This is a genomic window from Pseudomonas sp. 14P_5.3_Bac1 (genome assembly GCF_025466135.1).
In the GTDB taxonomy this organism is placed as follows: Bacteria; Pseudomonadota; Gammaproteobacteria; order Pseudomonadales; family Pseudomonadaceae; genus Aquipseudomonas.
On record NZ_JANLOF010000012.1, the window covers coordinates 83,037 to 106,855 of the forward strand.

19 protein-coding genes are annotated in these 23,819 nt (G+C 61.7%); 7 read left to right on the top strand and 12 right to left on the bottom strand.

What is annotated here, in order from left to right; all coding sequences use genetic code 11:
- The first annotated feature begins 276 nt into the window (after positions 1-276).
- Entirely contained in the window at positions 277-768 is a 492-nt protein-coding gene (locus NTD89_RS03420; protein WP_242197058.1) for a (2Fe-2S)-binding protein, read from the top strand.
- Positions 765-4,292 carry a molybdopterin-dependent oxidoreductase gene (locus tag NTD89_RS03425; protein ID WP_262206457.1) on the top strand — a complete coding sequence of 1,176 codons (3,528 nt, stop codon included), beginning with the start codon at positions 765-767 and terminating at the stop codon, positions 4,290-4,292. The genes NTD89_RS03420 and NTD89_RS03425 overlap by 4 nt, the downstream gene beginning before the upstream one ends.
- Before the next feature lie 131 nt (positions 4,293-4,423).
- Here NTD89_RS03425 and NTD89_RS03430 read toward each other — a convergent pair whose 3' ends face one another.
- Positions 4,424-5,071 carry a TetR/AcrR family transcriptional regulator gene (locus NTD89_RS03430; protein WP_262206458.1) on the bottom strand — a complete coding sequence of 216 codons (648 nt, stop codon included), beginning with the start codon at positions 5,069-5,071 and terminating at the stop codon, positions 4,424-4,426.
- Positions 5,072-5,230: 159 nt separating this feature from the next.
- On the opposite strand from NTD89_RS03430, the gene ggt reads away from it, so the two are divergent.
- A complete protein-coding gene (gene ggt, locus NTD89_RS03435) occupies positions 5,231-6,955 on the top strand; it encodes a gamma-glutamyltransferase (RefSeq protein WP_262206459.1) in 1,725 nt (574 codons plus the stop codon).
- Here ggt and NTD89_RS03440 read toward each other — a convergent pair.
- Entirely contained in the window at positions 6,949-7,110 is a 162-nt protein-coding gene (locus tag NTD89_RS03440; protein WP_262206460.1) for a hypothetical protein, read from the bottom strand. The two genes, ggt and NTD89_RS03440, sit on opposite strands and share 7 nt — an antisense overlap.
- A gap of 197 nt (positions 7,111-7,307) precedes the next feature.
- On the opposite strand from NTD89_RS03440, the gene NTD89_RS03445 reads away from it, so the two are divergent.
- A complete protein-coding gene (locus NTD89_RS03445; protein WP_262206461.1) occupies positions 7,308-8,102 on the top strand; it encodes an exodeoxyribonuclease III in 795 nt (264 codons plus the stop codon).
- Here NTD89_RS03445 and NTD89_RS03450 read toward each other — a convergent pair.
- The 10 genes from NTD89_RS03450 to gloB form a co-directional block, all read right to left on the bottom strand.
- Positions 8,099-9,607 carry an FAD-dependent oxidoreductase gene (locus NTD89_RS03450; protein WP_262206462.1) on the bottom strand — a complete coding sequence of 503 codons (1,509 nt, stop codon included), beginning with the start codon at positions 9,605-9,607 and terminating at the stop codon, positions 8,099-8,101. The genes NTD89_RS03445 and NTD89_RS03450 overlap by 4 nt on opposite strands.
- Positions 9,608-9,689: 82 nt before the next feature.
- Positions 9,690-10,211, bottom strand: a complete 522-nt coding sequence (locus NTD89_RS03455) for an AAA family ATPase (RefSeq protein ID WP_242197906.1) — start codon at positions 10,209-10,211, stop codon at positions 9,690-9,692.
- Entirely contained in the window at positions 10,208-10,771 is a 564-nt protein-coding gene (gene pnuC, locus NTD89_RS03460) for a nicotinamide riboside transporter PnuC (protein WP_262206463.1), read from the bottom strand. The genes NTD89_RS03455 and pnuC overlap by 4 nt, the downstream gene beginning before the upstream one ends.
- 818 nt (positions 10,772-11,589) lie before the next feature.
- Entirely contained in the window at positions 11,590-13,203 is a 1,614-nt protein-coding gene (locus NTD89_RS03465) for an ABC transporter ATP-binding protein (protein WP_262206464.1), read from the bottom strand.
- A 1-nt stretch (position 13,204) separates the two neighbouring features.
- Positions 13,205-14,224, bottom strand: a complete 1,020-nt coding sequence (locus NTD89_RS03470) for an ABC transporter permease (protein WP_106578708.1) — start codon at positions 14,222-14,224, stop codon at positions 13,205-13,207.
- Position 14,225: 1 nt separating this feature from the next.
- Complete coding sequence (locus NTD89_RS03475) at positions 14,226-15,299, bottom strand: microcin C ABC transporter permease YejB (RefSeq protein WP_119741592.1); 1,074 nt, start codon at positions 15,297-15,299, stop codon at positions 14,226-14,228.
- Positions 15,300-17,132, bottom strand: coding sequence for an extracellular solute-binding protein (locus tag NTD89_RS03480; RefSeq protein ID WP_262206465.1), 1,833 nt, complete (start codon positions 17,130-17,132; stop codon positions 15,300-15,302).
- Positions 17,129-18,958, bottom strand: coding sequence for an extracellular solute-binding protein (locus NTD89_RS03485; RefSeq protein ID WP_145165965.1), 1,830 nt, complete (start codon positions 18,956-18,958; stop codon positions 17,129-17,131). The genes NTD89_RS03480 and NTD89_RS03485 overlap by 4 nt, the downstream gene beginning before the upstream one ends.
- 237 nt (positions 18,959-19,195) lie before the next feature.
- Positions 19,196-20,608 carry a transglycosylase SLT domain-containing protein gene (locus NTD89_RS03490; RefSeq protein ID WP_145165966.1) on the bottom strand — a complete coding sequence of 471 codons (1,413 nt, stop codon included), beginning with the start codon at positions 20,606-20,608 and terminating at the stop codon, positions 19,196-19,198.
- Positions 20,609-20,706: 98 nt separating this feature from the next.
- Positions 20,707-21,474: a hydroxyacylglutathione hydrolase gene (gene gloB, locus NTD89_RS03495; RefSeq protein ID WP_262206466.1), complete on the bottom strand. Its 768-nt coding sequence runs from the start codon at positions 21,472-21,474 to the stop codon at positions 20,707-20,709.
- Positions 21,475-21,539: 65 nt separating this feature from the next.
- Here gloB and NTD89_RS03500 point away from each other — a divergent pair, with 65 nt between their 5' ends.
- The 3 genes from NTD89_RS03500 to dnaQ all read left to right on the top strand — a co-directional run bounded on the left by NTD89_RS03500 (position 21,540) and on the right by dnaQ (position 23,656).
- Positions 21,540-22,298 carry a class I SAM-dependent methyltransferase gene (locus NTD89_RS03500; RefSeq protein WP_262206467.1) on the top strand — a complete coding sequence of 253 codons (759 nt, stop codon included), beginning with the start codon at positions 21,540-21,542 and terminating at the stop codon, positions 22,296-22,298.
- An 85-nt stretch (positions 22,299-22,383) separates the two neighbouring features.
- Positions 22,384-22,836 (top strand): ribonuclease HI, encoded by a 453-nt coding sequence (rnhA, locus tag NTD89_RS03505; protein WP_029291380.1) that lies wholly within the window; start codon positions 22,384-22,386, stop codon positions 22,834-22,836.
- Positions 22,837-22,915: 79 nt separating this feature from the next.
- Entirely contained in the window at positions 22,916-23,656 is a 741-nt protein-coding gene (dnaQ, locus tag NTD89_RS03510; RefSeq protein WP_242197927.1) for a DNA polymerase III subunit epsilon, read from the top strand.
- Positions 23,657-23,819: the final 163 nt, after the last annotated feature.

Genomic DNA, 23,819 nt, shown 5'->3' on the forward strand with positions numbered 1-23,819 from the left:
CAGCAGCCCCCAAACCCGCCATGAGCTTTACCTGAATAACCCCATCGCCTGGACGAGGGGCCGCTTCGCGCCCCAACGCGGGGCAAGCCCGCTCGCCACAACCACCATAAACCTGCATACGTCAGGATAATCCCAACCCCTTGGCATCGTTTTTGCTCGGTGTTGATGTAGTAGCCACTTCACGATTCAAGTGTGTCGCGAGACCCCAGGTCCGCGATGCTTTTTTTTGACTGTTTCGTGTAGTAGCTACTTCACCAATTGACACAGGCGAAGCGAATGATCAGTCCCTCCATCACGGTTGCCCTTGAGGTCAATGGCCACACCCGCGAAGTCAGCGCCATGGCGGACACGCCGCTGTTGCTGGTGCTGCGCAATGACCTGGCACTCAACGGCCCCAAGTACGGCTGCGGCCTGGGCGAGTGCGGCGCCTGCACGGTGATCATCGACGGTGTTGCGGCACGCTCATGTGTGTTCCCGCTGGCGGGGGCGGCAGGGCGTGAGATCGTCACCCTCGAAGGCCTCGGCACACGCCAGGCGCCGCACCCGGTGCAGCAAGCGTTTATCGACGAGCAAGCCGCGCAATGCGGCTATTGCCTCAACGGCATGATCATGACGGCCAAGGCCTTGCTCGACCGCAATCCCAACCCCAGCGAAGCCCAGATCCGCAACGAACTCTCGGGCAACCTCTGCCGCTGCGGCACCCATATCGAAATCCTGCGCGCCGTATTGCGTGCTGCTCACCTCTTGACCGTGGATGGCCGACCATGACCGATAGCCCACTTTCCCGTGACCAGTGGCTGACCAAGACGGGCGTCTTGTTGATCGTCGACGATGTACTGCCGCCCTCCGGCCCGGTGGCCAAGGGCGGCACGCCGACCGTGAAACCCAAAGAGCTGGGGCTGTTTATCGCGGTCAACGATGACGGGCTGGTTTATGCGTTCAATGGCCATGTGGACCTGGGCACCGGCATTCGCACCTCGCTGGCGCAGGTCGTCGCCGAAGAACTCGACCTGACGATGGACCAGGTCACCATGGTGCTGGGCGACACCGAGCGCGTGCCGAACCAGGGCGCGACGATTGCCAGCGCGACCTTGCAGATTTCGGCGATCCCGCTGCGCAACGCTGCCGCCGAAGCACGACGTTTTTTGCTGGCGCGGGCGGCCGGGCGCTGGGGCGTGAGCACCGCCAGCCTCAAGGTCGAAGCGGGCGTTATCCAGGCGGCAGACGGGCGCACCACCACTTACGGCGAGCTGGTCAGCGGCCAGCATGACCAGTTGCGTATCAGCGGCGATGCGCCCTTGAAAGCCATCGAGGATTACCGCCTGGTGGGCAAGGGCGCCGCGCGCGTGGATATTCCCGGCAAGGCCACGGGCGAGCTGACCTACGTGCACGACATGCGCGTGCCGGGCATGCTGCACGGTCGCGTCGTGCGCCCGCCGTATGCGGGTCTGGACTGCGGGGATTTTGTCGGCAATAGCCTGCTGAGTGTGGATGAGGCGTCCATCGCACATATCCCCGGCATTGTTGCGGTGGTGGTGATCCGCGATTTTGTGGGCGTGGTCGCGTTGCGCGAAGAGCAGGCGATCAAGGCCGCCCATGAGTTGCAGGTGCAGTGGAAGCCCTGGAATAACGCCTTGCCGGACATGAGCGATGTCGAGCAGGCGATCCGTGACAACCCGCGGGTACGCCGCACGGTGCTCGATCAGGGCGATGTCGATGCAGCCCTGGCGGGTGCCAGCCAGCGGATGCCGCGCAGTTACCTGTGGCCCTATCAAATGCACGGCTCAATCGGCCCGTCCTGCGCCGTGGCCGACTATCAGGCCGCAGGCAGTCGTGTATGGTCGGGCAGCCAGAACCCGCATTTGCTGCGCGCCGACCTGGCCTGGTTGCTGGACTGTGATGAAGCGCTGATCGACGTGATTCGACTGGAAGCCGCCGGTTGCTATGGGCGCAATTGCGCCGATGACGTCTGCGCCGATGCGTTGCTGTTGTCGCGCGGGGTGGGCAAGCCGGTGCGCGTGCAACTGACCCGCGAACAGGAACACCTGTGGGAGCCCAAGGGCACGGCGCAGTTGATGGACGTGGACGGCGGCCTCAACGCCGACGGCAGCATTGCGGCGTACGATTTTGAAACCAGCTACCCCTCCAATGGCGCGCCGACCCTGGCGCTGTTGCTGACCGGCCGCGTCGAACCCGTGGCGGCGATGTTCGAAATGGGCGACCGCACCTCGATCCCGCCGTATGACATCGACAACATGCGGGTGACCATCAACGACATGGCGCCCATCGTGCGCGCCTCGTGGATGCGCGGCGTGTCGGCGTTGCCCAATACCTTTGCCCACGAATCGTATATCGACGAGCTGGCATTTGCCGCCGGCGTCGATCCGGTGGAGTACCGCCTGCGCTACCTCAAGGACGAGCGCGCCATCGACCTGGTCAAATCCACCGCCGAACGCGCCAACTGGTCACCGCGCACCGCGCCCATGCAAACCGCCAACGACGACCATCTGTTGCGGGGCCGTGGCTTTGCTTACGCGCGCTACATCCACAGTAAATTCCCCGGTTTTGGCGCGGCGTGGGCCGCCTGGGTGGCGGATGTGGCCGTCGACAAACACACCGGCGACGTGTCGGTGACGCGGGTGGTGATCGGCCATGACTCGGGGATGATGATCAACCCGGCGGGTGTGCAGCATCAGATCCACGGCAATGTGATCCAGTCCACCAGCCGCGTGTTGAAGGAGCGGGTGACCTTTGAGGAATCGACGGTGGCCAGCAAGGAGTGGGGCGGATACCCGATCCTGACCTTCCCTGAAGTGCCGCAGATCGACGTGCTGATGATGCCGCGCCAGGACCAGCCGCCGATGGGCGCCGGTGAGTCGGCCTCGGTGCCCAGCGCGGCGGCGATTGCCAATGCGATCTATGACGCCACCGGGATTCGTTTTCGTGAGTTGCCGATCACCCCCGAGCGGGTGTTGGCAGCGCTGAATGCCGGCACCCTCGGCGAGCCTGCCACGTCGCCACAGAAACGCAAAAAATGGTGGTTCGGCGCGCTGTTTGCGACGCTGGGCGCCGTGATGGCCACGGCCTGGCCGTTTCACGGCGCGATCGCACCGATTGCCCCGCCCAGCGCCGGCACGTGGTCCGAGGCCACCCTGGAGCGCGGGCGTTTGCTGGCGGCGGTGGGCGATTGCGCGGTGTGCCATACGGCACCGGGCGGCGCGACCAATGCCGGTGGGTTGGCGATGGAAACGCCCTTCGGCACCCTGTACAGCAGCAATATCACCCCGGATGTGAACACCGGCATCGGTGCCTGGTCGTACCCGGCATTCGAGCGGGCGATGCGTGAGGGCATTGGCCGTGATGGGCGCAATTTGTACCCGGCGTTTCCCTATACGGCGTTTCGCAATATCAATGAGGCGGACATGCAGGCGCTGTATGCCTACCTGATGTCGCAAGCGCCAGTGAGCCAGGCGCCGACGACGAATGCCATGCGTTTTCCGTTCAACATCCGGCCGCTGATGGCGGGGTGGAATGCGCTGAATCTACGGCGCGGTGAAATCACGCTGCAACCGGAGCGCGGCGAGCAATGGAATCGCGGCAATTATCTGGTCAATGGTCTGGGGCACTGTGCGGCGTGCCATTCGCCGCGCAACTTGATGGGGGCCGAGAAGGGCGGCAAGGCCTTCCTGGCCGGCGGCAGCGTCGATGGCTGGGAGGCGCCGGCACTGAACGGTGTGTCCAAGGCACCGACGCCATGGACCGAAGATCAATTGTTCACCTACCTCAGCACCGGCTATTCCGACGCCCATGGCGTGGCGGCGGGCCCGATGGGCCCGGTGGTGAGTGAGTTGGCGAAGTTGCCCAAGGCCGACATTCGCGCGATGGCGGTGTACCTGGCGTCGCTCAAGGGCGAGGCGACGGCTGAGGCGCAAACCGTGGCGGCAGCGACGGTGCCCAATCCCAATGGTCGGCGTGTGTTTGAAGGGTCGTGCAAGGCCTGTCACGCCGATGGCCTGGGGCCAAAGCTGTTTGGGGTCAGCCCGTCACTGGCGACCAATACCAATGTGCACAGTGATCAACCGGACAATTTGATCAAGGTGATTCTGCAAGGGATCAGCAACCCGGCGACCCAGGATCTGGGGTACATGCCGGGGTTCAAGGACAGTTTGTCGAATACGCAGGTGGCGGATTTGGTCGCCTATTTGCGTGGGCAATTTGCGCCGAATGCAGAACAGTGGACCGGGCTGGAACAGAAGGTCGCGCACCTGCGGGCCAACCCGGGCACCCACTGATATTCCAAAACCGGTGAAGATCAAATGTGGGAGCTGGCTTGCCTGCGATAGCGGTGGGTCTGCACCGAAAATACTACCTGACACATCGCCATCGCAGGCAAGCCAGCTCCCAAAGGGATTAGAGCCGGTTTCTACAGTGAGCTTGGGGAGACGCCCCTCAGCACCAAATCAGTGATAAACCCCAGCCAATCCTGCTGCTGCCCCTTATCCGCCAGGTCTTCACCCAGAAACGAACTGAGGGTATGGCGGTTGGAGTTATAGAAATAGCACAGCGAAGCGATCATCAAGTACACGTGCTTGAGGTCGATGTCCTGGCGAAACACACCCTGGGCCTGGCCGGCCTCAATGATCGGTTTCAACACGCCAACCGCTTCGCCCGACAATCGGCGCATCTCCCCGGACTGTTGAGCGTGTTTGCCTTGGTGCAGATTCTCGATGCTCAGAATCGCCACAAACTCGGGGTGCTTGACGTAGTAATTCCAGATAAACGCCACCAGGTCCTGCAGCGCCTGCACGGGCGCCTCCAGGTTGAGTTTGAGTTTGCTTTCGGCCTGGTTGAACTGCTCGTAGATGTGTTCCAGCACGCAGATGAACAGGTGTTCCTTGCTGCCGAAATAGTAATAAAGCATGCGGTCGTTGGAGTCGGCTTCCTTGGAAATGGTGTCGACGCGCCCGCCGGAATAACCGTCACGGGTGAACACCTTGACCGCCGCCTGCAAGATGCGCGCGCGTGTCTGGTCGGCCTGCTGAGCCCGAATACCGGTCTTCTTGATCACCATCTCAACGCGCCTTGCAGCCAGTCTGGGCGCGAAATATAGCATGGGCTTTTTCGCGGCCGTTCTGTGACCGACAAGTTCTGTAATAAAAACGCCATTGCGCTGGGGATTGGATCCGAGTCGGGCTATTTTGGTGCGTCCCAATAACTAGAGTAGCCATGGATGAAATACCAACCCTTCAGCCGCACCTTAATCGCCACCGCTCTGGTGCTGACGGTCAGCGGTGTGCACGCCGCTTCCCAGGCCCCGGTGGGCGGTGAAAACGGCATGGTAGTCACCGCCCAGCATTTGGCCACTCATGTGGGGGTGGATGTGCTCAAGGCTGGCGGCAACGCAGTCGATGCGGCCGTGGCCGTGGGCTATGCGCTGGCGGTGGTGTACCCGGCGGCGGGTAACCTCGGTGGCGGCGGCTTCATGACCGTGCAACTGGCGGATGGGCGCAAGACCTTCCTCGACTTCCGCGAAAAAGCCCCCCTGGCGGCCACCGCCGACATGTACCTGGACAAAGACGGCAAGGTCGTCGAAGGCCTCAGCGCCAAGGGCCACCTGGCGGTCGGCGTGCCTGGCACCGTGTCCGGCATGGAAACCGCGCTGAGCAAGTACGGCACTCTAAAGCGCGCCCAAGTGATTGCCCCGGCGATCAAACTGGCGGAAAACGGCTTCGAACTGGAGCAGGGCGATATCGACCTGCTGCACACCGCCACCGGCGAGTTCGAGAAAGACAAAGACCTGCGCGGGATCTTCCTGCACAACGGCCAACCGCTGCAGGTCGGCCAGAAACTGGTGCAGAAAGACCTGGCCAAGACCCTCAAGGAAATCTCCGCCAAGGGCACCGACGGCTTCTATAAAGGTTGGGTCGCCAAGGCCCTGGTGGATTCCAGCCAGGCCGGCAAGGGCATCATCACCCAGGCCGACCTCGACAAGTACAAGACCCGTGAACTGGCGCCCATCGAGTGCGATTACCGTGGCTACCACGTGGTGTCGGCGCCGCCACCGAGCTCGGGCGGCGTGGTGATCTGCCAGATCATGAACATTCTCGAAGGCTACCCGATGGCTGACCTGGGCTATCACTCGGCCCAAGGCCTGCACTACCAGATCGAAGCGATGCGCCACGCCTACGTGGACCGCAACAGTTACCTCGGCGACCCGGACTTCGTGAAGAACCCGATTGCCCACCTGCTGGACAAGGACTACGCCGCCAAGCTGCGCGCTGCCATCGAACCGCAGAAAGCCGGGGATTCCCAGGCGATCAAGCCGGGCGTGTCGCCGCATGAAGGCAACAACACCACGCACTATTCCATCGTCGACAAGTGGGGCAACGCGGTGTCGGTGACCTACACCCTCAACGACTGGTTCGGTGCCGGTGTGATGGCGAGCAAGACCGGGGTGATCCTCAACGATGAAATGGACGACTTCACCGTCAAGGTCGGCGTGCCGAACATGTACGGCCTGGTCCAGGGCGAAGCCAACGCCATCGCACCTGGCAAGGCGCCGCTGTCGTCGATGAGCCCGACCATCGTGACCAAGGACGGCAAGGCCGTGATGGTGGTCGGTACGCCAGGCGGCAGCCGGATTATCACCGCGACCTTGCTGACCATCCTGAATGTCATCGACTACAAGATGAACATCCAGGAAGCCGTCGATGCGCCGCGTTTCCATCAACAGTGGATGCCTGAGACCACCAACCTCGAGACCTTCGCGGTGAGCCCCGACACGCAGAAAATCCTCGAGAGTTGGGGCCACAAGTTTGCCGGGCCTCAGGATGCCAACCACCTGGCCGCAATCCTGGTGGGCGCGCCGTCCCTGGGTGGCAAGCCGGTGGGCAACAACCGTTTCTACGGGGCCAACGACCCGCGCCGCAATACCGGCCTGTCCCTGGGCTACTGAGGCGTGAGGTGGTGATGCAGGTGGGCCAGGGACAGCGCCAGGCTGTCATGGGATAACTGCGTGGCGGCGCCTTCGGCGCTGTCTCTGGCGGCCGGCATCACACGCTCGAACATGTGGTTTTCATAGGCCTGCACTGCTGCCGAGCAGTCGAGCATGGCGCAGCAGCTGCTTGATCACCCTGACCGACGCGGTGCGTGAATGCATGCGTGCCGCTGCAGGGCTTCAGCGCTGAAGAAGAAGCGACGCTGCTGGCGTTATTGCTGCGCGTGAATGCCAACCTGGAGCGTGGTTTGGATTGAACATCCGCGCGGCTTTCAGGCTCTATCCCAAGAGCCCTGAAAGGACCGGACCGATGAAAGCGCTGAAAATCGCCACCTTCAATATCAACGGCATCCGTGCCCGTCTGCCCAACCTGCTGCAGTGGCTTGAGCGCGAGCAGCCGGATATTGTCTGCCTGCAAGAGCTCAAGGCGCCGGAAAGCCTGTTTCCCTATGCCGACTTCGAAGCGGCCGGCTACGGTGCGATTTGCCTGGGCCAGGCCTCGTGGAACGGCGTCGCCATTTTGGCGCGCGATGCCCAGCCGCTGGCGAGCCGGCGCGGTTTGCCGGGCGATGACAGCGACACGCAAAGCCGTTACCTGGAAGCTGCGGTGCATGGCGTGTTGGTTGGCTGCCTGTATCTGCCCAATGGCAACCCGCAGCCAGGGCCGAAATTCGACTACAAGCTGGCCTGGTTCGAACGGCTGATCGCCTATGCCCAGGCGCTGCAAGCCAGCGAACATCCGGTGCTGCTGGCCGGGGATTTCAACGTGGTGCCCACCGACGTGGACATCTACAACCCGCGCTCCTGGCTCAAGGACGCTTTGCTGCAACCCGAAAGCCGCGCGTGTTATCAGCGTCTGCTGGAGCAGGGTTGGACCGATTCGCTGCGTCATCTGTACCCCGAAGAGCGCGTCTACACCTTCTGGGATTACTTCCGTCAGCACTGGCAGACCAATTCCGGGCTGCGTATCGATCACCTGCTGCTCAATCCCGCGCTCAAGCCTTACCTCAAAGACGCCGGCGTGGACGCCTGGGTGCGCAACGAGCCGCACGCCAGCGACCATGCGCCGACGTGGATTCAATTGAGCACCCGCAAAAAGCGCTAATCGGCGCGAATAATGGCCAAGGCCTCGGCCTTGCCCAAAGGGTGCTGCATGCGTTGTGACAGGCGCGCCATGGCTTGCTGATGTTCGCAGGCAATCACGGCTTCCACGTGATCATCCCGGCACAGCAAGGCAATGAAGTCGTGACGATTCACCTCACCCTCCACGTGCAGGCGATTCCAATGCTGCGGGTGGCCGAGCACTTCAAAGGTTTTGCCGAAGTGGTAGGTCCAGAAGAAGGGCACGTCGGCGTACACCTGCGTATCGCCGAGCATATTGCGCGCGGCCAGTACGGCCAGTTGCTGGGCCACACGCCAGTGCTCGATGCGTGTTGGCTGCTGACGCCAGGCAAAGGTCACGTTGTCGCCGGCCGCCCATAACCCGGTCGCCACCTGTAAATGAGTGTCTGCGTTCAGCGACTGGTCCTCGGCTTTGTCGACACCGTGGATAAAGCCGGTGGCGGGTGTGACGCCAACGCCCATCACGACCAGGTCTGCCGCCAGGCGCTTGCCGTTTTTAAGCAGCACGGTACTCACTGCGCCGTGACCGTCGAAGCGTTCGGGCTCGGTGTTGCAGTGGAAGATCACGCCGTTGTCTTCGTGCAATTGGCGAATGGCCGCACCGATACGCTTGCCCAATTGCGCGGCGAGAGGAATGTCATGGCGGCTGACCACCTGCACCACCAGGCCACGTTGGCGCAAGGCGGACGCGGCTTCCAGGCCGATAAAGCTGTCGCCGACAATCACCGCGCACGCTGCCGACTGCGCTGCTTCGTCGATACGCGCCGCATCCTCGCGGCTGCGCAGCACAAACACTTGGCTCAATACCGCGCCGGGGATGTCCAGCGGTTGCGCTTCGCCCCCGGTGGCGACCAGTGCCGCGTCATAGTCAAAGTGACGACCGTCGGCGAGTTCGATGCGTTTGGCATTGGCGTCCAGGCGCTGAACTTCGCCGTGAATGCCGATGGGCTGCTTATCCAGCAGTGGCGGCGTGTCTTCGGGCGTCATCTGGCCTGCGATCACGAATTTGCTCAGGGCGGTGCGGTCGTAGGCGGGAGCCTGTTCACGGTCGATCCACAGCAATCGCCCGCTGAAGCCTTGCTGATGCAACGTCGCCACGGCGGCAGTGCCTGCCGCGCCAGCGCCGATGACCGCAAAGCAGCGTTGTTCATCCCGCGCCGGCGCGGCTTCGGCTGCCATGGGCTCGTCGCCAACACTGACCACGCCATCGTGCACCTGCACCGGGTATTGCTTGAGCCCGACCAGCGCCGGAGGTTCGATCACGGCGCCGCTGTCCACGGCAAACGCGGCTTTGTGCCAGGGGCAAATGATCCGCCCGTTACAGATCACGCCTTCCTCCAGCGGTGCGCCGGCGTGCGGGCACTCGGCCTGGAAGGCGCGCACCCGGTCGCCGACACGCACCAGCAGGACAGGATGCTTTGCCGCGGTGACGCGAACGCCACGGTTTTCCGGCAAGTTAATCAGGCGGGCAACAATGCGCATGTTCATAGGCCAATCTCCTTTAGAAGATTGACTGGCGCCGAAGGAAATGGACTGCGTTGACCCGATGGTCGGTAATCAGGACTGGGCCTTACGCCAGCAGCTGCGCCACCGCTTCAAATGCCTTGGCACGCCGCGCTTGCCAATGGCCGCCAATGATTACGGCGGGCTGCTGGTGCTGTTCGATCCACGCCAGGCTGGCCTGGAAAAACGCCCGACGATCAGCCAGTTCCGGTTGGCAGCGCTGGCCGTCGGCGGTCCATTCCACGTCCTCGGGGGACAACAACAGGTGCAGGTCGTACTGCCGGGCCAGGAGTTCGTCGTCCAGCCAGGCGGGGTAGTCGCCGAACAGCGTCTGGCTCCACAGTTTGTTGGTCAACAGGTGAGTATCGAGCACCAGCAGGTTGGGCTGTTCGGCGCGGGCCGCGTCTTCCCAGGCCAGTTGGCCGCGGGCAATCGCCGGAATGTCCGCCAGGGTGGTGTCGCGTTGATGATGGTCGATGAAATACCGCACGTATTCGCCAACCATCAGCCCGCCAAAGTGTGCATGCAGTTCAGCCGCCAGCCAGCTTTTACCGCTGGATTCGGGGCCTGCCAGTACCACCACTTTCATGCGTGCAACGCCGGATCGCTGCGCCATTCACGCCAGCCTTGCACGGCGATCGCGGTGAACAGGGCGTAAAGCGCGGCGGTGAGGTACAGGCCTTTGTACAGGAACAGGCCGACGAAGATCACGTCCACGGCGATCCACAGCGGCCAGCATTGCACGCGTTTTTGCGCCATCCACATTTGCGCCACCAGGCTGAAGCCGGTGAGGGCGGCGTCGAGCCACGGCTGGGCGGCGTCGGTCCAGTGGGCCATGGCCGCGCCGAGCAACAGGCTGAAGACAGCGCCGATGGCCAGGCTGCTCATGATCGCGGGTACGCCGAGGCTGCTGACCTGGCGGCCTTGCTTGACCTCGCCGGCGCGGGTCCACTGCCACCAGCCGTAAAGTTGCAGGGCGGCGTAGACCACTTGCAGGAGCATGTCGGAATAGAGTTTTACGTCGAAGAACACCCAGGTGTAGAGCAACACCATGACCAGGCCTATAGGCCAGCACCAAGGGTTTTGTTTGACCGTCAGCCAGACAGCGATCACCCCCAGGGCGGCGGCGAACAATTCAAGCCCGGACATGGCGGTTCCTTGGGAGAGTGGGAGAGGGCGGCAATTGTAACCAGAGGTGAGGAATGTTTAAACGTGGATGTGGAGACATACACATCGCTGCGGTCATGACGGCTGGCGTGGTGTAACGGGACGCGTGAGATCAGCGTTAAAGGCAGAGCATGGCGTGAGTGGCAGAAGTAAAAGCTGAGTAACACCCCTTCAACCTGAAGCACCGAGAACCAACTGTGGGAGCGGGCTTGCTCGCGAAGGCGGTGTGTCAGTGACACATGGGCTGACTGACCCACCGCCTTCGCGAGCAAGCCCGCTCCCACAAGTTGACCGAGTTCAGCCGCCAGCCCCGCACTGCTTGGCTTTTCTGTGGGAGCTGGGTTGCCTGCGATGCAGACACCTCGGTCCAGCAGGTACACCGGGTTGATGCCATCGCAGGCAAGCCAGCTCCCACATTTGAATGGGTTCAGCTTCAAGGACCAGGTCGGCTGTAAGGCCGCCTCGCTTCCGCTTTTGATCTAACCACTCAGGTCGGCTACCAGGCCGCCGTGCTTTTGCTTTTGATCTTGATCTTAGGCGCCCCGTTAAACCACGCTGGCCGAACGCAGGTAGTACGGAGCGGGTAAACCGGCAGGACGCCGGTTTAGCCGCGACGGGGCAGGGACGGCCCGTCGCGGCGGCCCGCGGAGTAATGCCTGCGTGAGGGCACACCGAGCCTAAGCGAGGTGCCGAGTGGTGGGGCAAGAGCCTTTTGGTTACTTTTGGGCTCTTTTCAAAAGTGACTCGCCGTAAGGGCGAAACCAACCTCAGCCATCACCCAGTAACGGATATACACCCCGTCACCCCGAGACCCCTGCAGGCACCAAAAACGCCGCCTCCAACAACTGCCGCGTATAAACATGCTGCGGCTCAGCAAAAATCGCCGAAGCCTCCCCCTGTTCCACCACCTGCCCATGCTTGACCACCATCAACTGGTGACTCAAGGCCTTCACCACCGCCAAGTCATGGCTGATAAACAGATAGGTGAGGTTGTACTTGGCCTGCAAACTGCGCAACAACTCCACCACCTGCCGCTGCACCGTACGGTCCAGCGCCGAGGTCGGCTCATCCAGCAAAATCAGGCGCGGCTTGAGCACCAGCGCACGGGCAATGGCAATCCGCTGCCGCTGCCCCCCGGAAAACTCATGCGGATAACGGTGCCGCGACTCCGGATCCAGCCCAACCTCACGCAGCGCCGCAATAATCGCGGCCTCCTGCTCAACAGCTGTGCCCATCTTGTGAATCCGTAACCCCTCGCCAACAATCTCGCTGACGCTCATCCTCGGGCTCAAGCTGCCAAACGGGTCCTGAAACACCACCTGCATTTCCCGCCGCAATGGGCGCACCTGCTGCTGAGTAAGCCGGTCCAGCTGCTGGCCCTCAAAACGAATCCCGCCTTTGCTGGCGATCAAACGCAGAATCGCCAGGCCCAAGGTGGATTTGCCCGAACCGCTCTCACCGACAATGCCCAGGGTCTGACCCTGAGGCAGGCTGAAATTGATACCGTCCACCGCCTTGACGTAATCCACGGTGTTACGCAAAAAACCTTTTTTGATCGGAAACCACACCTTCAGGTCATCAACCTCCAGCAAGGGCGGCCCGACGTCATTGGCCGCCGGCCCGCCACTGGGTTCCGCCGCCAGCAACTCCTGGGTGTAAGGGTGCTGGGGCGACTGGAACAGCGTCTCGCAGTCAGCCTGCTCGACGATGCAACCCTTCTGCATCACGCACACGCGGTGGGCGATGCGCCGCACCAGGTTCAAGTCATGGCTGATCAGCAACAACGCCATGCCAAGGCGCGCCTGCAACTCCTTGAGCAACTCAAGAATCTTCAACTGCACCGTCACGTCTAGGGCCGTGGTCGGTTCATCCGCGATCAACAACTCCGGCTCGTTGGCCAGGGCCATCGCGATCATCACCCGCTGCCGCTGGCCGCCGGACAGCTCGTGAGGCAAGGCCTTGAGGCGCTTGTGCGGCTCCGGAATGCCCACCAGCTCAAGCAATTCCAGGGTGCGCCGGGTGGCGACCTTGCCAGTGAGCCCCTTGTGCAGGCCGAGCACTTCGTTGATCTGCTTTTCAATCGAATGCAGCGGGTTCAACGAGGTCATCGGCTCCTGGAAGATCATCGCAATACGGTTGCCGCGAATATGCCGGATGGTTTTTTCTTTGAGCGTCAGCAGGTCCTGCCCGGAATAGGTGATGGTGCCGGCCGGGTGGCGGGCCAGCGGGTAGGGCAGCAGGCGCAGGATCGAGTGGGCAGTGACCGATTTGCCCGAGCCGCTTTCGCCGACCAGGGCGAGGGTTTCGCCGCGTTTGATATCGAAATTGACGTTATTGACCACCCGGTGGTGATGGTCGCCGGTGACGAACTCGACACAGAGGTCGCGGACTTCGATCAGATTGTCCTGATTCATCTCATTTCCTCGGGTCGAAGGCATCGCGAGCGGACTCGCCGATAAACACCAGCAAACTCAACATGATCGCCAGCACGGCAAAGGCACTGATGCCCAGCCACGGCGCTTGCAGGTTGGATTTGCCCTGGGCCACCAGTTCGCCCAGCGACGGCGAGCCGGCTGGCAGGCCGAAGCCGAGAAAATCCAGCGCGGTGAGGGTGCCGATGGCGCCGGTGAGGATGAACGGCATGAAGGTCATGGTCGAGACCATGGCATTGGGCAGGATGTGCCGGAACATGATCGCGCCGTTCTGCATGCCCAGCGCGCGGGCTGCGCGCACGTATTCGAGGTTGCGCCCGCGCAGGAATTCGGCGCGCACCACATCGACCAGGCTCATCCACGAAAACAGCAGCATGATCCCCAGCAGCCACCAGAAGTTGGGCTGCACAAAACTGGCGAGGATGATCAACAGGTACAGCACCGGCAGGCCGGACCAGATCTCCAGAAAACGCTGCCCGGCGAGGTCGACCCAGCCACCGTAGAACCCCTGCAAGGCGCCGGCGATCACGCCGATGATCGAGCTGAGCACGGTGAGGGTCAGGGCGAACAGCACCGACACGCGGAACCCGTAGATCACGCGCGCCAGTACATCGCGGCCCTGGTCGTCGGTGCCCAGCAGGTTGACCGAGGAGGGCGGGGCGGGTGCCGGCACTTTCAGGTCGTAGTTGATGCTCTGGTAGCTGAACGGGATCGGCGCCCACAGCGTCCAGGCGTCCTTGGCCTTGAGCAGTTCCTGGATGTACGGGCTCTTGTAGTTGGCCTCCAGCGGGAATTCGCCGCCAAAGGCGGTTTCCGGGTAGCGCTTGAGCGCCGGGAAGTACCAGTCACCGTCAAAGTGCACGGCCAAGGGCTTGTCGTTGGCGATCAACTCCGCGCCCAGGCTCAGTACAAAGAGGATCAGGAACAGCCACAGCGACCACCAGCCACGCTTGTTGGCCTTGAAACGCTCGAACCGACGGCGATTGAGGGGGGACAGGTTCATCTCAATGCTCCCGGCTGGCAAAATCGATACGCGGATCGACCAGGGTGTAAGTGAGGTCGCCGATGAGTTTCACCACCAGCCCCAGCAAGGTGAAGATAAACAGCGTGCCGAACACCACCGGGTAATCGCGGTTGATCGCCGCTTCAAAGCTCATCAGGCCCAGGCCGTCGAGGGAGAAGATCACTTCCACCAGCAACGAGCCGGTGAAGAAGATGCCGATAAAGGCGGACGGGAAGCCGGCAATCACCAACAGCATCGCGTTGCGAAACACATGGCCGTAGAGCACGCGGTGGTGGGTCAGGCCCTTGGCCTTGGCGGTGACCACGTATTGTTTGTTGATCTCGTCGAGGAAGCTGTTTTTGGTCAGCAGCGTCATGGTCGCAAAGTTGCCGATCACCAGTGCCGTGACGGGCAGGGCCAAATGCCAGAAGTAATCGAGGATCTTGCCGCTCCAGCTCAGTTCGTCGAAATTGTTCGAGGTGAGCCCGCGCAAGGGGAACCAGTCCAGGTAACTGCCGCCGGCAAATACCACGATCAGCAGGATCGCAAACAGGAACGCCGGGATCGCATAACCGACGATGATTGCCGAACTGGTCCACACGTCGAAGTGGCTGCCGTGGCGCGTGGCCTTGGCGATCCCCAGCGGAATCGACACCAGGTACATGATCAGCGTGCTCCATAACCCGAGGGAAATGGACACCGGCATCTTTTCCTTGATCAGGTCGATGACTTTGGCGTCACGGAAGAAGCTGTCGCCGAAATCCAGCCGGGCGTAGTTCTTGACCATGATCCACAACCGTTCCGGCGCCGATTTGTCGAAGCCGTACATCTTCTCGATTTCCTTGATCAGCGCCGGGTCCAGGCCCTGGGCGCCGCGGTAGCTGGAACCGGCCACCGACACCTCGGCGCCGCCGCCGGCGATACGGCTGGTGGCGCCTTCAAACCCTTCGAGCTTGGCGATCATCTGTTCCACCGGGCCACCGGGAGCGGCCTGGATGATGATGAAGTTGATCAGCAAAATCCCGAACAGCGTGGGGATGATCAGCAACAGACGGCGAACAATATAAGCCAGCATTTAATCGCCTCCGCTCGCCGGATCGGCGCTTGTGTCCAGGGTAACGGCTGGTTTTACGTCAGGTTTGGCCCACCAGGTGGCGATGCCGACGTCGTAGCGTGGCGGGACTTTGGGGTGGCCCAGGTGATCCCAATAGGCCACGCGGAAGGTTTTGATGTGCCAGTTGGGGATCACGTAGTAGCCGAACTGCAATACCCGGTCGAGGGCTTTGGCGTGGGCCACCAGGCTTTTGCGCGAGTCTGCATCGATCAGCTGTTCGACCAGTTGGTCGATGACCGGGTCCTTGAGGCCCATGTAGTTGCGGCTGCCGGGCTTGTCGGCACTGGAAGAGGCCCAGAATTCGCGTTGTTCGTTACCCGGTGAGGTCGATTGCGGAAAACTGCCCACCAGCATGTCGAAGTCGCGAGAGCGCAGGCGGTTGATGTACTGCGAGACGTCAACGCGGCGGATCACCAGATTGATGCCCAGGTCCGCCAGGTTGCGTTTGAACGGCAGCAATACGCGTTCGAAGTCGGTCTGGGTCAGCAGAAACTCGATGGTCACCGGTGTGCCGGTGGTGTCGACCATCTTGTCGTCGACGATCTTCCAGCCGGCCTCCTGCAGCAACTGGTAGGCCTCGCGCTGCTGGGTGCGGATCATGCCGCTGCCATCGGTCTTGGCAGGCTCGAACGCCTGGGTGAAGACTTCGGCGGGAAGCTTGTCGCGAAACGGCTCCAGGATTGCCGTTTCATCCGGGCCCGGCAGGCCGGTGGCGGCCATTTCCGAGTTTTCAAAGTAACTGCGGGTACGCGTGTAGGCGCCGTTGAACAGCTGTTTGTTGCTCCACTCGAAATCCAGCAGCAGGCTGATCGCCTTGCGCACCCGCACATCCTGAAACATCGGCTTGCGGGTGTTGAACACAAAACCCTGCATGCCGGTGGGGTTGCCGTTGGGGATTTCTTCCTTGATCAGCCTTCCCTGGGTGACGGCCGGGATGTTGTAGGCGTTGGCCCAGTTCTTCGCGCTGAATTCCAGCCAGTAGTCGAATTGCCCGGCTTTCAAGGCTTCGAGCGCCACCGTGCTGTCGCGGTAATAGTCAGTGATGCGGTTATCGAAATTGTAGAAACCCTGGGTGACCGGCAGGTCCTTGGCCCAGTAATCCTTCACGCGTTCATAGCGAACCATGCGCCCGGCCTTGACCTGCGCCACCTTGTACGGCCCGCTGCCCAGCGGTATTTCCAGGTTGCCCTTGGCAAAGTCACGGGTGGCCCAAAAATGCTTGGGCAATACCGGCAACTGGCCGAGGATCAGTGGCAACTCACGGTTGTTGGTGCGCTTGAACTTGAACAGCACGCGCAGCGGGTCTTCGGCCACAACTTCATCAACATCGGCGTAGTAGGTGCGGTAGAGCGGCGAGCCGTCCTTGAGCAAGGTCTGGAAGGTGAAGACGACGTCTTCGGCGCGGATCGGGTGCCCATCGTGAAAGCGCGCTTCGGGGCGCAGGTAGAATCGCACCCAGCTGTTGTCGGGGGCCTTTTCGATCTTGCCGGCCACCAGCCCGTATTCAGTCACAGGCTCGTCCAGGCTTTGCATGGCCAGGGTGTCGTAGATCAACGGCAGGTTGTCTGCGGGAACGCCCTTGCTGATGTAGGGGTTGAGGCTGTCGAAGCCGCCCATGCTCGATTCGCGAAAGGTGCCGCCCTTGGGCGCGTCGGGGTTTACGTAGTCGAAGTGCTTGAAGTCGGCGGGGTACTTGGGAGGCTCGTTGTAGAGGGTCAACGCGTGTTGCGGCGCGGCGTTGGCCGCGCTGCACAGCAACAGGCCGCTCAGGAATGCGTTGCGCAAATTCATCATTGGGCTTTCTCCGAAGCTTTCAGCCACCACGCGCTCAGGCCCAGGCTGTAAGGCGGCGTGGTGACAAAGGCGAACCGGTTGCGGTACGCCAAGCGATGATAGTTGAGGTACCAGTTGGGAATACTGTAGTGCTGCCACAGCAGCACCCGGTCCAGCGCGCGGCCGGCGGCCAGTTGTTCTTCGCGGGTCTGCGCCGCCAGCAGTTGTTCCAGCAGGCGGTCGACCACCGGGTTGGCGATGCCGGCGTAGTTCTTGCTGCCCTTGATACCGGCCTGGCTGGAGTGGAAGTACTGCCACTGCTCAAGGCCCGGGCTCAAGGTCTGGTTGAGGGTGATCAGGATCATGTCGAAGTCGAACTGATCCAGGCGCTGTTTGTATTGCGCGCGGTCAACGGTACGCAGGCGCGCGTCGATGCCGATGCTGATGAGGTTCTCGACATACGGCTGCAGGATGCGCTCCAGGTTCGGGTTGACCAGCAGGATCTCGAAGCGCAGCGGTTGCCCGTCACTGTTGAGCAGGCGCTGTCCCGACAGCTTCCAGCCGGCTTCACCCAGCAAGGCCAGGGCGCGGCGCAGGGTGTCGCGCGGAATGCCGCGACCGTCGGTCTGCGGCAGGCTGAAGGCTTGCGTAAACAGGTTGGGCGGCAGCTGGTCGCGGTACGGCGAGAGCATCAGCCACTCATGGCCCACCGGCACGCCAGTCGCGGAAAACTCGCTGTTGGGGTAGTAACTCAGGGTGCGTTTATAGGCGCTGCTGAACAGGGTGCGGTTGGTCCATTCAAAGTCGAACATCAACCCCAGGGCCTCGCGCACCTTGGTCTGGGCGAAGGTCGGCCGCCGCGTGTTCATGAACAGGCCCTGGCTCTGGGTCGGGATCTGGTGGGCGATCTGCGCCTTGATCACGTCGCCGCGGTTGACCGCCGGGAAGTTATAGCCGGTGGCCCAGTTCTTGGCCTGGTGCTCGATATAGATATCGAATTCGCCGGCCTTGAAGGCTTCGAACGCCACGTCGCTGTCGCGGTAGAACTCCACTTCGACGTTGTCGTAGTTGTAGAAACCCTGGTTCACCGGCAGGTCTTTGCCCCAGTAATCCTTGACCCGCTCGAACACCAACTGCCGGCCAGGCGTGACCTTGGTGATGCGATAGGGCCCGCTGCCCAACGGCGGCTCAAAGGTCGTGGCCTTGAAGTCGCGGTTTTTCCAGTAGTGCTGGGGCAATACCGGCAGCTCGCCCAGGCGCAGGATCAGCAGCGGGTTGCCGGCGCGCTTGAACACAAAGCGAATGCGATGGCGGTTGAGGATATCGACCCGCGCCACTTCCTGCAGGTTGGTGCGGTATTGCGGGTGCCCTTCGGTCAGCAGCGTGCGATAGGAAAACGCCACGTCATAGGCGGTGATCGGCTTGCCATCGTGGAAACGTGCTTCGGGGCGCAGGTTGAACACCACCCAACTGCGGTCTTCGCTGTATTCCACCGACTGGGCGATCAGCCCGTAGCTGGAGGTGGGTTCGTCGCCGGACGGCGCGTACTGGCCGGTGCCGACCATCAACGGCTCGTTCAGCTCATTGACGCCGTATTGCAGGAAATTGGGCGTGGAAACCGGGCTTGAGCCCTTGAAGGTGTAGGGGTTGAGCGTATCGAAGGTGCCAAATGCCATGACCCGCAGTGTCCCGCCTTTTGGCGCTGCAGGGTTTACCCAATCGAAGTGGGTGAATTTGGCCGGGTACTTGAGTGTGCCGAACTGCGTATAACCGTGGCTCTCGGTAATCGTCGCGTTCGCCGCAAAGCTCAAGGCCAGACTTATTAGTAGAAGGAGGGGACGCTTCAAGTCAGAGATCCGATCCAGGCGGCTTGGGCTTTATGATCGGTACAGTAACAGCTTGTTCCGGCTGGAAAAAGGCTGTTGGAAAGCTCCTGGTCAGGGGCTGATAAGGTATTGAACGGTGTGCAGAACAAATGTGGGAGCGGGCTTGCCCGCGATAGCATCAGCTCGGTGCAACTGATGCACCGAGGTGTTTGCATCGCAGGCAAGCCAGCTCCCACACGGGCCAGCGTTTACGCAGGTTTACCTTGGCCCGGAAACCACCAGCATCTGGCCTGGCTTGAGTGCCTGGCCGGTGCGCGGGTTCCAACGCTTGAGGTGTTGCATCTCAACGTTGAAGCGCTTGGCGACGATGTACAGCGAGTCGCCTTTTTTGACCTTGTATTGCACCGGCTTCTTGCTGTCAGCCTTGGCCACCAGCTTGCGCGTGTCCTGCATCACCAAAGTCTGGCCGACCTTGAGGGCCTGGCCGTTGAGCTTGTTCCAGCGCTGCAGGTCATGCACATCGACCCTGTTCGCCTTGGCGATCAGCGTGAGGTTGTCGCCACTGCGCACTTTGTAGCTGCGGCTGCGCCCGGCCACGCGCGCGGTCTCAACTTCGTCGAACACCTGCTTTTTCGGGCGCATGGCCAGCAGTTCTTCGGGCTTCATCATCGAAAGCGTGCTGGTGAGCAGATGCGCCTTGGAACTCGGCACCAGCAAGTGCTGAGGGCCGTCGAGGGTGGTGCGTTGTTTCAGGGCCGGGTTGAGCTGGAACAGTTCGTCTTCGTCGATTTCAGCCAGTGCGGCAACCCGTGAAAGGTCCATGCTTTGCTTGACTTCAACCACTTCGAAGTACGGGGTGTTGGCGATCGGGCTCAGGTTGACGCCATAGGCCTCGGGGGCCAGCACCACTTGGGACAATGCCAGGAACTTGGGCACGTAGTCCTTGGTTTCCTGGGGCAGGGGCAGGTTCCAGTAGTCGGTCGGCAGGCCGAGCTTTTCGTTACGCTCGATGGCCCGGCTGACCGTGCCTTCCCCGGCGTTGTACGCCGCCAGGGCCAGCAGCCAGTCGCCGTTGAACATGTCATGCAGACGTGTCAGGTAGTCCAGGGCGGCGGTGGTGGAGGCGGTGATGTCGCGGCGCCCGTCGTAGGCGCGGGTCTGGCGCAGGTTGAAGTAGCGCCCGGTGGAGGGAATGAACTGCCACAAGCCGACTGCATCGCTGCGCGAGTAGGCCATTGGGTTGTAGGCACTTTCAATCACTGGCAGCAGCGCCAGCTCCAGGGGCATGTTGCGTTCTTCAAGGCGTTCGACGATGTAATGAATATAGAGGCTGCCGCGTTCTCCGGCGTTCTCCAAAAAGGACGGGTTGCTGGCGAACCACAAACGCTGTTGCTCGATGCGCGGGTTGACGCCCAGGCCGTCCTGCAATTGAAAGCCCCGTCGCATGCGTTCCCAGACATCCTGGGGCACTTCGGGGCTGGGCTTCTCTGAGAGCCAAATAGGTTTTTGCTTGATCTTGGCGGCAAGATTGGGTTTGGGTTGCACGGTGGATTGTGCAGCGAAATGAGTCGATTGGCAGCCCGCCAGAGTAGCGGACACAGCCACCGCCACGGCTTGAGCCAGGCGGGTCAATGCGTCTGAAGAAATGGATTTACGAATAGATGACGACATTGGCTGGAAGTAAGTTCCGGGCAAAAATGTCGGGCGATTCTAGAAAGCGCTTTGGTTCCGGTCAACCATTCAGAAAATCCGTATCAGATTGCATCCGCTTAGAACTTATCTTTCCACGCCCTCAAGCTAGCAAACACCTCGGCCCCAGAGCGGTTATCGCGCCCATTCCGTTCGTCCGCTTTTTGTTTAACGGATGTTTCGGAGGTACGCAAAAAAGGGTTAGTACGTTTTTCCAGGGCGAGGTTGGACGGCAGCGTCATCTCGCCGCGGGCCCGCAATTGCTTGACCTGCTCGACCTGTTCGGCAATATCGGCGTTGTCAGGCTCCACTGCCTGGGCAAATTTGAGGTTACTTTGTGTGTATTCGTGGGTGCAGTACACCAGGGTCTCGGCTGGCAGGGCGGCGAGGCGTTCCAGCGAGGTGTACATCTGTTGCGGCGTGCCTTCGAACAGACGGCCGCAGCCGGCGGCAAACAGCGTGTCGCCACAGAACAGCAAGCCTTGATGGTAAAAGGCGATATGGCCGAGCGTATGGCCCGGCACGCTATAAATGTCGAAGTCCAGGCCCAGTACGCTGACACGGTCGTTGTCCTGCAACGCGACGTCCCGCGCCGGGATGTTCTCGTTTGCCGGCCCGTAGACCTTGGCGTTTGTCACGCGTTTGAGTTGCTCGACGCCGCCGACATGATCATGGTGATGGTGGGTGATCAGGATGTCGCTGAGGGCCCACTGCGGATTTTGTTCGAGCCAGGCCAGCACCGGCGCGGCATCGCCGGGGTCGACCACGGCGCAGCGCAGGGTTTGCGGGTCTTGTAACAACCAGATGTAGTTGTCGGTGAAGGCGGGTAGGGCACTGATCTGTATCATTCTTCGATTCGCCAAGCTGAACACATTGGTGCATCTTAGAACGTCTAGGCGAGTTGGAGAATGCAATGACTGATAAAGCGTTCGCCCAGGCCGATCCTGAGTGGCTGGCCCTGATCGGCGCAGCCCGTGAATGGCTGTCCGGGCCGATCGGGCAATTTTTGCTGGATGAAGAACGGCGCATGCTCGAAGACGAGCTGGGCCGGTTCTTTGGTGGCTATCTGGTGCATTACGGCCCGTCTGCGCAGACGCCGCCTTCTGCGCCTCAGGTGCAGCGCAATGTGCGCCTCGGTGCGCCGTTGCCGGGTGTGGAGATCGTCTGCGAGGAGCAGGCCTGGCCTTTGAGCGAGCACGCCGCCGACGTGGTGGTGTTGCAGCATGGCCTGGATTTTTGCCTGTCGCCCCATGGTTTGTTGCGCGAAGCCGCCAGCAGTGTGCGCCCGGGGGGCCATTTGCTGATTGTCGGCATCAACCCCTGGAGCAGCTGGGGCCTTCGCCATGTGTTCGCCCATGATGGCCTGCGCCAGGCACGCTGCATCTCGCCGTCGCGGGTGGGCGACTGGCTGAACCTGCTGGGCTTTGCGCTGGAGAAACGCCGCTTCGGGTGCTATCGTCCGCCGCTTGCGTCGGCCAAGTGGCAAGGCCGTCTGGAGGGCTGGGAGCGCCGGGCGGGCGCCTGGCAATTGTCGGGCGGCGGCTTCTATTTATTGGTCGCGCGCAAGATCGTGGTCGGGCTGCGGCCGGTGCGTCAGGTGCAGCGCCAGCCCATGGGCAAGCTGGTGCCGATGCCGATGGCCAAGGTCAATCGCAAGCAAAGCGAACCGTAAACCTCCTTTTTGATGACCGCCGAATTTTTCGGCCTCGGGATACTGTCGGTCGATGATCGCCAGCCCGTTTTGATGGATGCAACCGATGACCGATAGCGTAGAACTCTTCACCGATGGCGCCTGCAAAGGCAACCCCGGCCCCGGCGGCTGGGGCGCCTTGCTGGTGTGCAAGGGCGTGGAGAAGGAATTGTGGGGCGGCGAAGCCAATACCACCAACAACCGCATGGAGCTGATGGGTGCCATTCGTGGCCTGGAAGAGCTCAAGCGCCGTTGTGACGTGCTGTTGGTGACCGACTCGCAGTACGTGATGAAGGGCATCAACGAGTGGATGGTCAACTGGAAAAAGCGCGGCTGGAAAACCGCGGCCAAGGAACCGGTGAAGAACGCCGACCTCTGGCAGTTGCTCGATGAGCAATGCAATCGCCATAACATCACCTGGAAATGGGTGCGTGGGCACATCGGTCACCCCGGCAACGAGCGCGCCGACCAGTTGGCCAACCGGGGTGTGGATGAAGTGCGCGGCTACAAACAGAGCTGAGCCGACTGACGTGTTAACATCGCGCCCTTTGACGCACACCACACTGCATACCACCGTTGAGAGCTGAACCCTGATGGCCATCCGATCTGTTGTACTCGATACCGAAACCACCGGCATGCCGGTGACCGATGGTCACCGGATCATCGAAATCGGCTGTGTCGAATTGATGGGTCGCCGTCTTACCGGGCGTCACTTCCACGTCTACCTGCAACCGGACCGTGACAGTGACGAGGGCGCGATCGGCGTCCACGGCATCACCGACGAGTTCCTCAAGGGCAAGCCGCGCTTCGCCGAAGTGGCCGATGAGTTTTTCGAATTCATCAACGGCGCCCAGCTGATCATCCACAACGCGGCGTTCGACGTCGGCTTCATCAATAACGAATTTGCCCTGATGGGGCAGACCGAGCGTGCGGATATTTCCCGGCATTGCTCGATCCTCGACACCTTGATGATGGCGCGCGAGCGTCACCCGGGCCAGCGCAACAGCCTGGATGCCTTGTGCAAACGCTACGGCGTCGACAACTCTGGCCGTGAACTCCACGGCGCCTTGCTCGACTCCGAGATTCTGGCCGACGTTTACCTGACCATGACCGGCGGGCAAACCAGCCTGTCCCTGGCCGGTAACGCCTCCGACGGCACCGGCTCGGCAGAGGGCTCGGGTAATCGCCCTTCGGAAATCCGCCGCCTGCCGGCTGATCGCAAGCCGACCACCATCATCCGTGCCAGTGAGCAGGATCTGGCTGAGCACGCGGCGCGGCTGGAAGCGATTGCCAAGTCGGCGGGCGCGCCGGCGTTGTGGTCGCAGCTGACCCAGCAATAGCCTCGGTCGAACACGGTTAAAAAATGTGGGAGCTGGCTTGCCTGCGATAGCGGTAGGCCAGCCAACATATCTGTGACTGATCCACCGTCATCGCAGGCAAGCCAGCTCCCACTGTTGATTTGCAGCGCCTTGGAAATCTTCATTCGCCACATCCGCTCCCAGC

What these genes read in the sequence shown, in the direction of transcription:
- pnuC (WP_262206463.1), bottom strand. Translation starts at nt 10,771, where the DNA reads ATGTCCGGGCTTGAATTGTTCGCCGCCGCCCTGGGGGTGATCGCTGTC.
- NTD89_RS03425 (WP_262206457.1), top strand. Translation starts at nt 765, where the DNA reads ATGACCGATAGCCCACTTTCCCGTGACCAGTGGCTGACCAAGACGGGC.
- ggt (WP_262206459.1), top strand. Translation starts at nt 5,231, where the DNA reads ATGAAATACCAACCCTTCAGCCGCACCTTAATCGCCACCGCTCTGGTG.
- NTD89_RS03500 (WP_262206467.1), top strand. Translation starts at nt 21,540, where the DNA reads ATGACTGATAAAGCGTTCGCCCAGGCCGATCCTGAGTGGCTGGCCCTG.
- rnhA (WP_029291380.1), top strand. Translation starts at nt 22,384, where the DNA reads ATGACCGATAGCGTAGAACTCTTCACCGATGGCGCCTGCAAAGGCAAC.
- NTD89_RS03430 (WP_262206458.1), bottom strand. Translation starts at nt 5,071, where the DNA reads ATGGTGATCAAGAAGACCGGTATTCGGGCTCAGCAGGCCGACCAGACA.
- NTD89_RS03490 (WP_145165966.1), bottom strand. Translation starts at nt 20,608, where the DNA reads ATGTCGTCATCTATTCGTAAATCCATTTCTTCAGACGCATTGACCCGC.
- NTD89_RS03455 (WP_242197906.1), bottom strand. Translation starts at nt 10,211, where the DNA reads ATGAAAGTGGTGGTACTGGCAGGCCCCGAATCCAGCGGTAAAAGCTGG.
- gloB (WP_262206466.1), bottom strand. Translation starts at nt 21,474, where the DNA reads ATGATACAGATCAGTGCCCTACCCGCCTTCACCGACAACTACATCTGG.
- NTD89_RS03440 (WP_262206460.1), bottom strand. Translation starts at nt 7,110, where the DNA reads ATGCTCGACTGCTCGGCAGCAGTGCAGGCCTATGAAAACCACATGTTC.
- NTD89_RS03450 (WP_262206462.1), bottom strand. Translation starts at nt 9,607, where the DNA reads ATGAACATGCGCATTGTTGCCCGCCTGATTAACTTGCCGGAAAACCGT.
- NTD89_RS03475 (WP_119741592.1), bottom strand. Translation starts at nt 15,299, where the DNA reads ATGCTGGCTTATATTGTTCGCCGTCTGTTGCTGATCATCCCCACGCTG.
- NTD89_RS03465 (WP_262206464.1), bottom strand. Translation starts at nt 13,203, where the DNA reads ATGAATCAGGACAATCTGATCGAAGTCCGCGACCTCTGTGTCGAGTTC.
- NTD89_RS03445 (WP_262206461.1), top strand. Translation starts at nt 7,308, where the DNA reads ATGAAAGCGCTGAAAATCGCCACCTTCAATATCAACGGCATCCGTGCC.
- NTD89_RS03470 (WP_106578708.1), bottom strand. Translation starts at nt 14,224, where the DNA reads ATGAACCTGTCCCCCCTCAATCGCCGTCGGTTCGAGCGTTTCAAGGCC.
- NTD89_RS03480 (WP_262206465.1), bottom strand. Translation starts at nt 17,132, where the DNA reads ATGATGAATTTGCGCAACGCATTCCTGAGCGGCCTGTTGCTGTGCAGC.
- NTD89_RS03420 (WP_242197058.1), top strand. Translation starts at nt 277, where the DNA reads ATGATCAGTCCCTCCATCACGGTTGCCCTTGAGGTCAATGGCCACACC.